The following is a 14,437-nucleotide window of genomic DNA, read 5'->3' as shown; positions in this document are numbered from 1 at the left end:
CCGTCGGATTCGGCCTTGACCATCGGCATCCAGGTGGGCGTCGATACGCCCCATCCGGCACGGCCAGCGATGCGGCGGGGTGACGACCACGGGCGTGCTCGCCCAATCACGCCACCGCATCGGCCACGCCGGACGGGAACACGACGACCCCGGCGCTCCGCACCGCACAGGCAGCGGCACGGGCGCCAGAACCGCCGTGCGCCCGTATCCAGCGATCATCGGGGCCACGGCCGGACGGAAGCCGCGGGATACGCCCTCGGCACAGGACCTGCGACCGGGGCGGCCAGTCCTTTCACCGGCCGCTTCAGGGCTCGGCGCAGCAATCCTGCGCCGAGCGCCGATCCGCATCCTGCTCTCACTACCGCCTCAGCCCCACCCAACAGCACTGACGAGAAGGGACCACGACACAGCATGGCCGACGGACGCACCTTCAAACGCTGTTCCTGCCGTGACAGCGACGGCAAGGCACTCGGGCAGAAGTGCCCCAAGCTACGTCGCCCCGGCGGCGGGTGGAGCTACCGGCACGGCATCTGGAACTACCAGATCGAGCTCCCGCCCGCCCCGGACGGCAAGCGGCGCGGGCCGCTGCGGCGCGGCGGGTTCGACTCCCAGGACGCCGCCGAGGCCGAGCTTGGGCAAGTGCGTGACCTGCTCGCGTTGGCCGACCCGCGTGAGCCCGCCACTCGCATCCAGATCGCCGACCTGATCAAGCGCACGCTGGCCGAGACCGACACCCTCCCGGACGCGGCAACGATCCGCCGCAAGGTCAAAAGCGGGCAGCATCTGACTCAGGAGATCACCGTCGAGCAGTGGCTGGCGGAGTTCCTCAACCGCAAGCGGAAGATCGAGGAGACCACCCGCCGCTCTTATGAGGGCCACATCCGTCTCTACCTCACCCCGTACCTGGGGCGGCTGCGGTTGGAGCAGCTCAAGGTCAGCGACATCGCGTTGATGTTCGAGCAGATCGAGGAGTTCAACGACACCATCGCCGAACGCCGCGCCGACCCCGACCCAGCGGTGCGCGAGAGCGTCAAATACCGGCGGCCGATCAGCATCGCCACCATGCACCGCATCCGCGCAACCCTCCGCCACGCGCTCAACCTGGCCATGCGCCAAGACCGGCTCATCGACTTCAACCCCGCCGCTGTCCTGGAGATGGCCGCTTACACCCGGCCCAAGCCGCTGGTGTGGACCGAGGACCGGGTCCGCACCTGGCAGGCCGACTACCACAGCTACCGGGAAAGGGAGAAGCAACGCCGGGGCGGGCGGCGGGTCGATCCGATCGACGCCTACACCAGCGTGCCACGACCATCCTCGGTGATGGTGTGGACGCCCGCGCACACCCGCCTGTTCCTCGAAGAAGCCCAGCGTCACCGCCTGTTCGCCCTCTACCAGCTGATCGCGCTGCGCGGCCTGCGCCGAGGCGAAGCGTGCGGGCTGCGCTGGAACGAGGTCGACCTCGACGCGCACACTCTGACCGTGAACTGGCAACTGGTACAGCTGGCCTGGGCGGTGCATGAGGGCACCCCGAAGACCGACGCCTCCGTGCGGACGATCGCCCTGGACAGCGACACCGCGAAGGTGCTGCGCGCTCACCGGCAGCAGCAACTCCAGGAGCGGCTGGCCATGGGCGAGGCGTGGACCGACACCGAGTTCGTGTTCACCCAGCCCGATGGCAGTCGCCTGCATCCTCAGCACGTCTCCGACCAGTTCCTCTGGCTCGCCTACCTCGCCGGCCTGCCACCCATCCGCCTTCACGACCTCCGCCACGGGGCGGCCTCACTGATGCTCGCGGCCGGGGTGGAGATGAAGGTGGTACAGGAGACCCTGGGCCATACGTCCAGCGCCTTCACCGCCGACACCTACACCTCTGTCTACCCACAGGTGGCCACGGCGGCAGCCGAGAAGACGGCGGCCCTGCTGTTCGGCAAGGAAGACCAGACCGCGCCCGGGAAACTCATCTCGTTGAGAAGCTGAACAGTCGGATTAAGCATCCGGCCCCGCATTCGCCGCCTGCTCGCGGCGAGGCGGGGCCGCTGCTCTGCCGACAAGGTCGGCGACAACGAATGGATCATGGAATGTGCAGGATTGGTGCAACCGAGCACGCACGGAGCACGCAACCGCTAGACGAAAATTCTAGAACGAGTCCGATCCCGCATAACCGCAGGTCAGAACATGATCAAAGCGCGCCCTGCAGGATTCGAACCTGCGACCGTCGGATTAGAAGCAAGATCTTTAAGTGTGGTGGAGTGTCATCTAACGGTGATTTATACCGTCTCGGCGCACAATGCGTGTCAAGTGGTGCCGGGACCTGACGGCGCGTGACGGGGCGTACGAGCACGCGCCGAGCACGGCCGGGCCACTCCATTCGACATTGCGTCGCGGCCCCCGGAATGGATCCCGCGCTCCAGCCACACCAGCGCCATCTATAGATGACGGTCGCAGTGCTCGGCGCGTGCTCCACCTGTACACCACTCCCGTGGACGCAACTCCGGCCGTCCGACAAGACCGACTCGGCGGCTTGACCTGCGTAAACGAATTTGTTCGGCAGGCGCAGAGTTGGTGTCCCGCGGTGGGCGCATTATAGAGGCATGATGCCGGAGCGTCGAAGAATCGTGCTGGTCACGCTCGCCCTGCTCCTCGGCTCGCTGGCCGGTCTCGTCGTCGTCGCGGTGGCGATCGACAGGGACACGGCCGTTGACGTCGCCACGATACTGGCGATCCCACCTGCGGTGGCGGCGCTTTGGATCGCCTGGAAGGCACTTCAAACAGGCTCCGGCTCCTCCGCGCCGGCTCTGAGCACGATCGCCCGAGAACTAGCCGCGACCGTACGCGACCAGTGGCAGCTCGACATGGAGGCGCGAAGGATCTACGACCCGTACCCGCTGCCCGTTCGGTGGGTAACGGCTCATCCGTCGCTGGTCGACCACTGGGTGAACGTCCGGGATGACGGTATCGACGCGCCGCTCGCCCTGGACGGGAGGTTCCAGAGCATCGCCGTCACCTACCAGCGGGTGCCTTCAAAGAGGCTCGTTCTGCTTGGCGGGAGCGGTGCGGGCAAGACGATTCTCGTGGCGAGCCTGGCGCTGACGCTGCTGGCGGACCCTGATGTAGGTTCAGACACGCTGCGGCCCGTGCCGGTCCTGCTCTCTCCAACCTCATGGGAGCCGAACCGGGAATCATTCCAAGCCTGGCTGGAGCGCGAGCTGATCCGCCTGTATCCCGCCTTGTCCGTCAAACCCACGGGCAAGAGCACGCTGGCTGCCCAGCTCGCGAGAGGCGGGCTCGTCCTGCCGATCCTGGACGGGTTCGACGAGTTGGCCGAAGGACTGCGCGCCTTAGCGCTGCACGTCCTTGGGGACTCGGCCGGGGGCCTGCTCCTCACCAGCCGTACCGAGGAGTACCGTGCCGCCGGTACGGAGAACGGCAGACCGCTGGCCAGGGCAGGCGCCATCGAAATGCAGGATCTCTCGCGTGACGACCTGGATGCGTACCTTTCCCGTACGACAGGAGCCGCGGCCGGTGACTCTTCCATCTGGGCCGACGTCCTGAACAGGCCGCCAGTGCGGGCAGCGCTGGCGACCCCGCTCATGGTGTCACTCGCGCGTGCCAACTACAGCGACACCGGCACCGACCCCGCCGAGCTGCTCCCGTACCGGACCAAGGACGGCATCGAGGAGCACCTGCTCGAGAGCTTTCTCCCCGCCAGGTACGACAACGTGTCCGATCGGCGCACAGGTAGATGGGACAGCAGCGAGGCTCGCCACTACCTCTTCTTTCTCGCCATCCACATGAAACGCTTCAACACGGATTCCATTGAGTGGTGGCATCTGTCGAGATCCGTGCCTAAGGCCGTCCCTGTGGCTCTGGGGCTGCTCGGCGGTGTGCTTCTGGGCCTGGGCTTCTGGCTCGCGCTCGAAGCGATGGGCGGGAACCGCCGATTCGGCCTCACCTACGGGATGACCGGTGGCTGCGTGCACGGCCTGCAATACGGCCTGGCCTGCGCGTTCGGCCGCTCGCTGCCCCCGTCCCGGGCCACGTTACGTCTGCGCAGGCATCGTAAAGGAGCTCGATTCGGATGGCGCCTGGCTGGTTACGGCTTCCTCTACGGCATGCTGAGCCAACTGGCCAACGGCCTTGCCGCAAGCTCCGCGCTGTTTGTTACAACTGGCGTGTTCACACTGTCGCCGATCGGCCTGGCCATGGTCTGGGGGCTCGTGGTGGGCATGCTGTTCGCGGTTGTGGCGGGCGCCCGCTCCCCAATCGACCTCACGAGCGTCGAAAGCCCCGAATCGCTTCTACGCCGCGACAGGGCTGCCACCATCGTCACATCACTCCTGGGCAGCGTGTCCCTCTCTTTCGCCCTGATGGCCTGGGGGCGCCTACAACTGGCGCGCGTCTGGTTCGCCACCACCGGTCGGCTGCCATGGAGGATCATGCTGTTCCTCAGGGATGCACAACGACGCGACGTCCTGCGCCAAGTGGGGACTCGATATCAGTTCAGGCACGACCGCTTCCGCGAACACCTCCTGCGATCGGCGCACGTCCGGCCGTAGTCGTGCGGACGAAGCGGGTCGTCCCCACGTGGGGGTGAAACGACGACCACCCCGTGCACTCCTTTACCTGATCGCCACACGGATCTTCGCGTGGCCCGTCCTGCTGTCCCGTTCCCCCGCGGCCAAAGAGGCAGAAATATTGATCCTGCGGCACGAGGTAGCGGTACTGGGCCTGTGCGGTGCCAAAACTCGTCCATGGCATCTGACCTGGCCTTCTATCCTCAGCACTCGTATTCCTACGCCTGCTGTATCTGCTGATGGTCCGGTTGTCGGCTGGTTGGCGCTTCTCGCGCGGGGCGACATCTCCAAGGACGTGGAGATTTTGGTGCTGCGTCATGAGGTCGCCGTCCTGCGTCGTCAGGTTTCCCGGCCGCAACCGGACTGGGCCGACCGGGCGCTGCTGGCCGCACTGGCGCGGCTGCTCCCCGCACGGCTTCGCCTTCATCGGATCGTGACGCCGGGCACCTTGCTGGCCTGGCACCGCCGGCTGGCCAGCCAACGCTGGATGTACCCGAACGCGGCCGGGCGTCCGCCGATCCCGGACGAGTTGCGTGAGCTGGTGATCCGGCTGGCCAGGGAGAATCCCCGATGGGGGCACCGGCGGATCCAGGGGGAACTGTTCGGCCTCGGCCATCAGATCGGGGAGGGCACCATCCGCCGCATCCTCACCGCGGCCGGCCTCGGCCCAGCGCCACGCCGAACATCACCGACCTGGCGACAGTTCCTCGCCTCACAAGCCTCCGGCATCCTGGCCTGCGACTTCCTGCACGTCGACACCGTCTTCCTCAAACGCCTGTACGTCCTGTTCGTCATGGAGATCGAGACACGCCGCGTGCACCTGCCGGGCCTCACCTCCAACCCGACCGGCGCGTGGACCACCCAGCAAGCCCGAAACCTGCTGATGGACCTGGGCGAACGCGCCGACGCCTACAGGCTTCTCATCCGAGACCGTGACGGCAAGTTCCCCCGCTCGTTCGATGAGGTGTTCACCGCCAATGGCGTGCGGATCGTCCAGACGCCCGTCCGGTCACCACGGGCGAACGCGTTCGCCGAACGGTTCGTGGGAACGCTACGCCGTGAGTGCCTCGATCACCTGCTCATCCATGGTGAGCGGCACCTGCGCAAGGTCCTGACCGAGTACGAACACCACTTCAACCAGCATCGCCCGCATCAGGGCCGTTCCCTCCGCCCTCCCTTGCACGACCCCAGCCAGATGATCGACACGGCCTCCCGGATCCACCGCCGAAGGACCGTCACAGGACTGATCAACGAGTACCACAGAGCAGCCTGATCACCCGACAAACGCCCAGCTCAGCAGCAGTATCAGCGTTATGGCACCGCACAGGCGCAGGGCGAGAATCTCCACGTCCTTGTCCCGATCGCCCATGGGCGGCAACCGCAGCGCGGCGAACGTGTTCGTGACGGTGAGGTAGGCCAGGCGAAGGAACACGACCGATCATCCTGCCGCACGCGTTTCCGTCTCCTGGGCGGCTGGGGTTCGCGCCGCCACGCGAAGCCCTCACATGGCCATGACCTGGGCGGATGTAATTGTCGGCATGCGCAAGGACACAGCATCGAAGTCCTGCTCAGGATCTACGCCAAGTGCGTCGTAGGCCAGGACGAGGCCGCCAAGCGCCGCATCACTGACGCCCTCAGGGAGGACTGACCGGAACCTAACGCCGCAGTCGGACCCGTAGTTTCCGGCTCTGAACCCCCGGCGAATCCGTCACCGTGCGTCGCGTATCCCGAGGATGTATGCCGCGGCGAGCGCGGCGGTCTCCCCGCTCAGGGCGCGACCGGGCGGTCGGCCATCGCGGCCAACCGGTCGATCGCCTGCTGCCTCGGCAGGTCGGCACCCTCACCATAGGCCGCGCCGTAGCCGTCCTCGCCCAGATGCCCAATCAGCTCACCGATCAGGGCGCGGATCTCGGGGTCTCCATGATCGAGCGCCCCTTTGATCCTTTCGCTCATCCCCAGCGCGTGCGCCGCGCCCTTCGGATCGCCCTCCAGAGCGAGCAGCCTGCCCAGCCACTCGCAGACGCTGGCGAGGTGACCGGGGTTGCCGTAGGCGAACGCGCCCCACACGGCCTGAGGAAGCAGCTCGCGCGCCCGCGCGGCCTCGCCCTCGGCGAGCAGGAGGGACACTCGCTCACCCGCGATCAGGCCCCGGACGACCTCCTCCGGCATGGGCACCCGGTGAATGAGCGTCTCGAGCCGGTCCAATGTCTGGTGAGCCTGCCGGTACTCGCCGGAGCGGCGCAGGACCGCCGCCCGGTGGTTCAGGAGAGTGGTCTCCAGGCGTCGGAGGCCCCGCTCTCTAGCCTGGCGGAGGCCGGCGTCGAGGTCCTGCAGGGCGCCGGCCAGGTCACCGCTGCGGGCCCGTGCCGCCGCCAGCCTTCCCTTGGACCAGGCCAGATGTTCTTCCGTGCCCAGCTCGGAGCTGATAGCCACGGCCCGCTCCGCGGCCCAGATAGCCTGCTCGTAGTTGCCTCGTACGTCCTCGTCCATGCTGATGGCCAGTAGAGCCATCACCATGCCCCAGCGGTCACCGGCCTGCTCGAAGGCGTGCAGCGCATCTCGCCGCGCCTGTGCCCCGGTCGTCATGTCGCCCTGCTGAGTGCGGACGAAGTCCTGGGCCCAGAGTGCGCTGGCTCGTACCCATGGATCGGCGGAGTTCAGCGCGTGCTCCAGTTCGATCCGGCTGTGGTCGGCACCTTGATCTGCGCCTCGGTCCGCGCTCTGATCCGAGTCTTGGCCCGCACCTTGGTTCGCGGTGGCGAGCTGGGAGAGCCGGAACAGCGGCACCGCCGGGTGGAAGCTCAGCGCCCGTCTGTCCAGGCTGGGCGGTTGCAGCTCGCCCCGCGTCCCGGCCGCCACCCCTTGAACCACCTGGAAGGCGGCACGCACGTCCGCCGGTAGTTCGTCGCCGAACGCCAGCACCTCGGAGAGGAATGTCTCGAACTGGTGGCTCATGCCCCTAATGCCCCAGTACCAGAACAGCGCACGCACGAATCTGGACGCCGTGGTCACGTCGCGGGCGGCGACGGCCAACCGCAGTGCGAAGATGAGGTTGTCGTGTTCCGTGTCAAAGGCCGCGATCGCGCGGAGTTGGTCGCTGGTCCGCAGCAGCGGCTCGTGCTCTTCGGCGAACATCAGGAAATATTCGGACAGCCGCGCGTTGATGTCGTCTCCCGATTCGGCAAGGCGGTCGGCCGCGTAGGCACGTACGGTCTCCAGCATGCGGTAGCGGTCCTCGGTCTCCTGCACAAGGGACTTGTCCACCAGCGAGCCGATCACGCCTAGGACCTCCTCGGCGGGAAGGGACTCGTCGGCGCAGATCACCTCCAGCGACGGCAGGCTCGCCCCGCCAGGCAGCGCCGACAGCCTGCGAGCCAGCACCCGCTCCGGCTCGTCCAGCAGGTCCCAGCTCCACTCGACCATCGCGAGCAACGTGCGCTGGCGGGGAAGCGCGGTCCTGCTGCCCGACGTCAGCAGCCGGAACCGATCGTGCAGGCGCCGCACGATCTCCCTGGCGCTCATCGCGCGCAGCTTCGCGGCCGCCAGTTCGAGCGCCAGCGGCATGCCGTCGAGCCGGCGGCAAATCTCCACCACGTCGTCCACCGTGCTCTCGTCGAGAGTGAAGCCCGGCCGCACGCCAGCGGCGCGATCGACGAAGAGCCGCACCGCCGCCGCCTGTTTGGCCTCGGCCGGCTCGGACTCACCTGGCGGCAGGTCGAGCGGGCCGAGCTGGCACAGCGTCTCCCCAGTGATCGCGAGCGCTTCCCTGCTGGTGGCCAGGATCTTCAGCCGCGGCAGCCGCAGCAGGATCTGCTCGGACAGCTCGGCCGCTGCCTCGACCAGATGTTCACAGTTGTCGAGCAGGAGCACGCCGTCGCCGTCGCCGACATCGAGCAGGCTCACGATGCGGTCGACAGGTGTGGCCTGCTGGAGCTGTGCACTGTCGTAGAGACGGCTGTCCGATGAGCTGAGCACGCCGAGGACGGCGTCGGCGAGCTGGGCGGGCTCGCTCACGCCGGCCAGGGGCACAAACCACACGCGCTCGTTCAGCCGCGATGCGGCCTCCAGAGACAGCCTGGTCTTGCCGGCGCCGCCAGGGCCGACGATGGTGACCAGCCGGGCGGCGCGCATCAGTTCGGCCAGCTGCCGCAGCTCATCCTCCCGGCCGAAGAACCTGGTCAGCCGGGCGGGCAGACGGTTCGGAGCGGACCCGGGCGGCGCCGTCGGCCGATCCAGCTCTCCGCGCAGCAGAGCGAGATGAACTTCCCGCAGCCCCTGGGAGGGGTCCACGCCCAGCTCGTCCCTCAGCCTGCTGCGGATCTCCTCATAGACCGCGAGCGCGTCCGCCTGGTGTCCGGCTGCCGACAGAGCGCGCATGCGCAGCTCGGTCAGCCGTTCGCTCAGCGGATGCTCGGCCGCCGCCGCACCGAGGTCCGCCAGCACCTCCGCGTGCCGGCCGAGCCGCAACTCGGCGTCGAAGCGACCCTCGGCCGCCGCGGTCCGCACGTCGTACAGCCTCGTGGCGTTGCCGTGGGCGAACGGGGCCTCCTGGATGTCGGCCAGCGCCGGCCCCCGCCAGAGTTCGAGCGCGGCCCGCAGCGAGGCGGCGGCCTCCGCGGGCCTATCGGCGGCCAGTTCGCGCCGGCCCCGCGCAACCAGCTCCTCGAACCGATGCGTATCCACGTCGTCGCTGCCCACCGGCAGCCGGTAGCCGCCCGCCACCAGCTCGACCGCTCCGACGCCCCCGAGGGCCTTGCGCAGTCTGGACACCAGGCCCTGCAGCGCGCTCGTGGCGCCCGACGGCGCGTCATCGCCCCACAGGTCGGCGATCAGCGCGTCCGCGCTCACCGGCCGACCGGCCGCAAGTGCCAGCCGGGCCACCAACATGCGGAGCCGAGTACCGCTGATGCTCACTGACATCCCGTCTGAAGCGAGCACCTCGACCGGGCCGAGCAGCATGATTTGCACACCGCAAGTCTCTCAAACATCACTTACATCACGCCTTCCGTACCCCATGACCTGATCGGCTTCCGACGAACGGGCTGACCACCTGCACTCTCCATTGACCATCGAGGTCAATGCCTCTTGCTACCCCGTCCCTCTGGAGCCGCTCCCTCGCCCCTGAAGCCTTCGCCGGTCGCCGCTGTTGATCCATTCGGGCTTGGGCTCGCAAGGGCTATCACTCAAGTAACAACCTCGCATGGCGCTTCGTGACGAACGGGCTGTGGTTCACCGTGGGGTACGTCCGGCGGAGTCTGCGGAGCCAGGGCACAGAGGAGGCGGCATGCAGAGGCTGAGGCCCAGAGGGGCAGGGCACTCAGGGGGCGGCGGGGGCGGCGTCCAGAGGGAGAGGAGTTGGGTGCAGGATCCGTAGAGGACGGTGCCCGCAGGGGGCCGCAAATCCGAGAGGAGTGGGTTACAGAGCGCGGGCCGCGGCCGGGCGCTGGCGGAAGTATGTGCGAGCTGAGGGCAGCAGGAGCAGAGCGATGACGATCAGGGAGATCAGTGGAGTTGTGAGCATGCGGACATCGGTCACGGTGAGTAGCCAGCTGGGGTAAACGCTCTCGCTCGCGTCGAGAACGGCCTGCGCGTTCGCGCCGTCACCGAGGATGGACTGGAGGTACTGGGTCTTCGACGCCTGACTGGTGAAGATATAGACGTCGAGGAGAAGAAAGATCGGCTGGACGATCAGGGTCAGGATCCGGCCTGCCCGTCGGCCGGCCAGGTTGAGCAGCGCGAGGAGCGCGAGGAGCGCGACGATTACGGCGGTTGTCACCGGCAGGACGAGCGCGTAGCCGCCCTCGTCGAAGTGGACGTTGTTCTCGGCCAGGATGGTGGGCGACAGTCCTTGCCGCGTGAGCTCGGCTTCGGCCGCGGCCTGGACGTCTCCGCCGTAGCTCAGGCCTGCGAGGGGAGCGATCAAAAAGGCTGCGGCGAACAGCAACTGCAAGATGCCGGCGAGGGTGATGAGGCGGGGGCGGGGCTGCTTCTTCGTGGTGTTGTTCATGAGAGAGACGATGGCGTCCGCCGCTGACACGGCTTGGATGCGGCACAAATGCGGCACTGACGCGGCGCAGAGATGTGTCGCCGTTCCACGTCATGGTGGGGGCCGTGGCGGCATTTGGGGCGGGGTGCGGTGGTGGCTGCCGATCTGACCAGCGGGAATCTCGTTAACGCCGGATTCCGTTCCAGATCTGCAACTGACCCCTAGCTAGCCCCGAACCAAAAATCTCGCGGCTGAGAGTGCGTTCCGCGAGCTGATGTCCCTCTCGTCGTTGGATTTGGGATAGGCAGGCTGGTCACAGGCTCACCGGTCGAGCTATGGGCACGGCTGAGTGAACAACCCCGGCTCGGTCTCGACGAGGATGCCGCGGCTGGCCAGGCGTTTGAGTTTGGCGCGGAGGTTCTGGATGTCGTTGCGTGTCAAGGGCAGGTCCATGGCCAGGGCCAGCTCGCGGGCGCGCAGGGATCCGCCGATCTCGCCGAAGACCGCCCAGGCCGACGGACGCGACGTCGGCGACCGTCCGGTGTCCAGCGGGCTGGCCCGGATGACGCCCCTGGTCGAGATGATGAGCTTGTCGAGCGGCCCGCTGTTCGACGAGTTCGCCTCTCCGCCCCCGCACCTCCTGGCAGAGATCAGCGAGCGGGAAGCCGTCCTGTGGGAGCGCCTCGCAGCGGGCCCGCGTCCCTCGCGGGACGCCAAAAAGCACGCCGCCGCCGCGCGCCAGAAGGCCGCCACCTACCGGGCCCAGGACGCCCACACCAAATCGATCGCCGAAACCCAGACCCTGGACCAGCACGCCAGCGAGCACGAACGGCGCTGGCCCAAGGAGATCTGGGGGCCGTACCGCGTGTTCCCCGACCTGGCCAGCGCACGCGACTGGTGCGCTCACTGCAACGCCTGGATCGGCGCCGTCGCCACCGAGGGCGGCGACGACCCGTCGTCTCGGTCCTGACCAGTGCTCCGGCCCGAGGGCGCTGGCGCCGGCGCAGGCCGCGGCCTGGACCGAGTGGCTGACGGCGGATGGCGTCACGTGCCAGTGCCAAGCATGGCGTTGAGGAGTTCCACCTCCCGCGTGGTGAAACGGGTATCAACCCCAGACGAGCCGGAGGACGCTACAGGGAACGTCGACTGATCATGCGCGGGGGTCGGAGCCATCTCGACAACCTGCTCTCGGGCGGCCTTATCCGGGCGCCGCAGGACAGACTCCCAGTACAGCTTGCGGATCTTGGCCGCATTGCACACCGGGAAGTACTGGATGGTCCGGGTCTGGGCGGCATGCCGCCCAGTGGAGAACGCCGCCAGGCAGATCGGCTCGTCACAATTGATCGTTTCCCCGTACGCCAGCCATCTGTCGCTGAGGTCGTGCCGGCCGGCCGTTCGGTAGGCATCGGCTACTTGCCGGCAGATCTCTCGGGGAATCGAGCCGTGGAAGCGATCGCCGTAGCGGGGCGTGATGCCGAGGCCCAGGTAGGTAACCTTGTCCTGCGCCCACTGCAGGAACTGGTTGCCTTCGCTGGTCGCGTTCCGGTTGACCAGCAGGATGCCCAGCTCGAGACAGGCGAGGGCGTACTTGATTCCGCGGGAGGCATTCCGTGCGGGCAGGGCTGTTTGGAGAAGCCTGGTCCCACGAGGACCGAACAAGCCGCTGATCCGCTCATGGCCCAGCCCGGGGGCGTCCTTGGTGCCGAGCGCGTTCAGCGTGGCGAAAGCGGCCTCTTGTTCCACCGGCTGCGGCAACGACATTGGTGTCTGAGGAGGGGAGGCCGCGGGACGGTCAAGTGGCGTGTAGGCCGGCTTGGGGGCTGCTGGCAGAGCGGGGTCGGAGTGGACCACAGCGGGATGTCGAGGGTCGGGCTGTACATCCCAGCGAGCGGTTGTCGAAGACGTCAACGGCGGCGGCTGGTCCAAGGCGGTGGATGGCCAGTGCGGCGTCGCGGGCCTGGTCGCTGACGAAGGGGTGAAAAGCACGTCCCGCAGCGTCGGGATGCCCGGCTCCACCGGAAGGCTTTCCAGCGGTGAAACGGGAACGGGCGTTGCCCCGCGTCGGGCAGGGGTGACCGAGCTCGGCGTTCCTGGCTGCGCGGCGACCGGCGGCACTGACCCCGCGCGGTTCGCAGGCGACTCACTCCGGTCGGCGGCCACCTCGCTCGACGTCGCTGCGGCGGCGGGCGCCGGGGCCGGCGCGTTCAGGAGAGCCTCATAGCGGCGGTGCCAGTCGCTCAAGGTCCCCAACACGACGTCGGCGTCCAGGCCGGTGGCTTGCGCGTGCCGATGGCAGGCGCGAAAGAAGGACGCCGCCCATTTCCAGCGCTGCGGCTTCTTCCGCTTGCCGTTCAACACGTCGTGTACTGCTGTTCTGCTCAGGCGCGGTGACCCGGACAACTTGACGATTTCGCCCAGGGACGGATTCCCGGCCCTCCGCACAGCTCATTCAGCGCTGCGACACACAGCTCCGCAGGTGTCGAGCTGGGGGAAGTTCCGCTCACGGGCGATCTGCACCGCCAATCCTGATCACCATTGATGAGGAAGGTAGATCCTCGATTCTTCCGTATGGCCGCAGAGGCGGACGACAACACGCCTCGCGGCCGGTGTTCCGAATCGTTCCGGAACGCGTGAGCCTCGGCGTACGCGCCGATGCCGACCGCTCCACCCACGATTCGGAACACGATTCGGAACAACCTGGAACGGCAGCCGACGCGCCTGTTCCTCCGTCATGCGGGCCTTCCTTGGCAGACCGTTTCGGAACGACTCGGAACAACCAGGAACCGCACCCCGGGAGTCTTCCGCACCTGCTGTCGTGCCCGGTCACAAAGAAGTTTCGACCACCTGTTCGTTCCGGATCGACCCGTTCCGATCCTTCTGGCGAGCGCTGCTGTGAGCAGGCGTTAGGCATGGAAGCGAGATACGAACACACACCCCTATTCGCCCTCCTGGGTGAGCGGGGGCCGCGTTTCGTGTCGACTGGCAACCGATTCACACACGAGGAAAACTGAAATGCGCAATGATCATGGCCTTTGGGTGGCCATCATCGTCACCGCTGGCCTGTTCGTCGCCCTGGTCGGAGGCGGCCTCGCCTGGATGGGCGGCATGCCGGCCCCGCTGGCCATCCTGGCCGGTGCCGGCGGCTTCGCCGGTTTCGTGGGGCTCGCTCTGGCGGTCATGACGTTCCTGGCACGGCTGCAGGGCTAGCGAGGGTTGACGAGCTAGAGGCGGCGGGGCGCTCAGGCCTGATGACAGATAGGGAGTCCTGGGGAAATGCCCCGCCGCAGCACCGGCGAGAAGCGCGGCTACTGGTCGGTGGGGAAGCTTGGCGACCGCGGCCTCCAGGTCGCCGTGGGTGGGGCAAGGTGTACCGGCGGGTGGTGTCCAGGCGGGCATGCCCCAACAGCTCGGCGACCACGACGATGTCCACGCCCTGGCGCAGCAGGTTTGGTGCCGAAGGTGTGCCGCAGAGTGTGGGAGGAGGCGGCCGGCGCCGAGACCGAGCAGTACGCGCGATGACGAGCAGTGCGCGCGCGATGAGGACCAGCAGTTTCATCCATTGCCCGTGGCCAGCTCGGCACGGCCGCCCTCCTGCTGGCCCAAGCGCGCACCGCCGTCGACCGCGCCACCGCCTACGGCGTGGCGTGCGAGCTCGTCCGCGGCGACGAGGTGGACGACGACAGCGGCAGCCCTGCGACGCCGAGCACCTGTATGCGGCCCTGGTGTGGCTGCCCGACGCAGCTGCGGCGGCGTCCGAGGGCCGCGGTCCTGAGGATCAGGGTGGTGTCCAGCCCCGAGGTGAGGGTGAGAAGCCCGACAATGAGCGCGAATTGCCATATGGAGGTGGTAACTGCCACGGCAGGCACCTTACCCGGGG

10 protein-coding genes are annotated in these 14,437 nt (G+C 67.7%); 5 read left to right on the top strand and 5 right to left on the bottom strand.

Going from position 1 to position 14,437, the window contains the following annotated elements; all coding sequences use genetic code 11:
* The first annotated feature begins 411 nt into the window (after positions 1–411).
* From ACBJ59_RS60505 to ACBJ59_RS60495, 3 genes are all read left to right on the top strand, one after another.
* On the top strand, positions 412–1,977 hold the full coding sequence (locus tag ACBJ59_RS60505; protein WP_375118979.1) for a tyrosine-type recombinase/integrase: 1,566 nt from the start codon (positions 412–414) through the stop codon (positions 1,975–1,977).
* A gap of 614 nt (positions 1,978–2,591) precedes the next feature.
* Complete coding sequence (locus ACBJ59_RS60500) at positions 2,592–4,556, top strand: NACHT domain-containing protein (RefSeq protein ID WP_375118978.1); 1,965 nt, start codon at positions 2,592–2,594, stop codon at positions 4,554–4,556.
* A 139-nt stretch (positions 4,557–4,695) separates the two neighbouring features.
* Positions 4,696–5,847 (top strand): integrase core domain-containing protein, encoded by a 1,152-nt coding sequence (locus ACBJ59_RS60495; RefSeq protein WP_375118977.1) that lies wholly within the window; start codon positions 4,696–4,698, stop codon positions 5,845–5,847.
* On the opposite strand, the gene ACBJ59_RS60490 is transcribed toward ACBJ59_RS60495, so the two are convergent.
* The 3 genes from ACBJ59_RS60490 to ACBJ59_RS60480 form a co-directional block, all read right to left on the bottom strand.
* Positions 5,848–6,006, bottom strand: a complete 159-nt coding sequence (locus tag ACBJ59_RS60490) for a hypothetical protein (RefSeq protein ID WP_375118976.1) — start codon at positions 6,004–6,006, stop codon at positions 5,848–5,850.
* A gap of 335 nt (positions 6,007–6,341) precedes the next feature.
* The gene (locus ACBJ59_RS60485; RefSeq protein WP_375118975.1) at positions 6,342–9,461 is read right to left on the bottom strand and encodes a BTAD domain-containing putative transcriptional regulator; all 3,120 of its coding nucleotides are present in this window, start codon (positions 9,459–9,461) and stop codon (positions 6,342–6,344) included.
* A gap of 529 nt (positions 9,462–9,990) precedes the next feature.
* The gene (locus tag ACBJ59_RS60480) at positions 9,991–10,581 is read right to left on the bottom strand and encodes a hypothetical protein (RefSeq protein ID WP_375118974.1); all 591 of its coding nucleotides are present in this window, start codon (positions 10,579–10,581) and stop codon (positions 9,991–9,993) included.
* A gap of 403 nt (positions 10,582–10,984) precedes the next feature.
* Between ACBJ59_RS60480 and ACBJ59_RS60475 the strand changes: the two genes are divergently transcribed.
* The gene (locus tag ACBJ59_RS60475) at positions 10,985–11,530 is read left to right on the top strand and encodes a hypothetical protein (RefSeq protein ID WP_375118973.1); all 546 of its coding nucleotides are present in this window, start codon (positions 10,985–10,987) and stop codon (positions 11,528–11,530) included.
* A 74-nt stretch (positions 11,531–11,604) separates the two neighbouring features.
* Here the strand turns inward: ACBJ59_RS60475 and ACBJ59_RS60470 are convergent, their stop codons facing one another.
* On the bottom strand, positions 11,605–12,918 hold the full coding sequence (locus ACBJ59_RS60470) for a hypothetical protein (protein ID WP_375118972.1): 1,314 nt from the start codon (positions 12,916–12,918) through the stop codon (positions 11,605–11,607).
* Positions 12,919–13,572: 654 nt separating this feature from the next.
* Here ACBJ59_RS60470 and ACBJ59_RS60465 point away from each other — a divergent pair.
* Complete coding sequence (locus ACBJ59_RS60465) at positions 13,573–13,767, top strand: hypothetical protein (RefSeq protein WP_375118971.1); 195 nt, start codon at positions 13,573–13,575, stop codon at positions 13,765–13,767.
* 425 nt (positions 13,768–14,192) lie between these two features.
* Here ACBJ59_RS60465 and ACBJ59_RS60460 read toward each other — a convergent pair whose 3' ends face one another.
* The gene (locus ACBJ59_RS60460) at positions 14,193–14,417 is read right to left on the bottom strand and encodes a hypothetical protein (protein ID WP_375118970.1); all 225 of its coding nucleotides are present in this window, start codon (positions 14,415–14,417) and stop codon (positions 14,193–14,195) included.
* Positions 14,418–14,437 lie beyond the last annotated feature (20 nt).

The sequence above is a fragment of the Nonomuraea sp. MTCD27 genome (genome assembly GCF_041950495.1).
Classification (GTDB): Bacteria; Actinomycetota; Actinomycetes; order Streptosporangiales; family Streptosporangiaceae; genus Nonomuraea.
Note: the sequence above shows the minus strand (reverse complement) of the source record. Positions and strands in the feature narration are given on the sequence as shown.

Coding starts and splice junctions, on each gene's coding strand:
- ACBJ59_RS60465 (WP_375118971.1), top strand. CDS start 13,573: ATGCGCAATGATCATGGCCTTTGGGTGGCCATCATCGTCACCGCTGGC.
- ACBJ59_RS60475 (WP_375118973.1), top strand. CDS start 10,985: ATGTCGTTGCGTGTCAAGGGCAGGTCCATGGCCAGGGCCAGCTCGCGG.
- ACBJ59_RS60485 (WP_375118975.1), bottom strand. CDS start 9,461: ATGTTGGTGGCCCGGCTGGCACTTGCGGCCGGTCGGCCGGTGAGCGCG.
- ACBJ59_RS60505 (WP_375118979.1), top strand. CDS start 412: ATGGCCGACGGACGCACCTTCAAACGCTGTTCCTGCCGTGACAGCGAC.
- ACBJ59_RS60500 (WP_375118978.1), top strand. CDS start 2,592: ATGATGCCGGAGCGTCGAAGAATCGTGCTGGTCACGCTCGCCCTGCTC.
- ACBJ59_RS60480 (WP_375118974.1), bottom strand. CDS start 10,581: ATGAACAACACCACGAAGAAGCAGCCCCGCCCCCGCCTCATCACCCTC.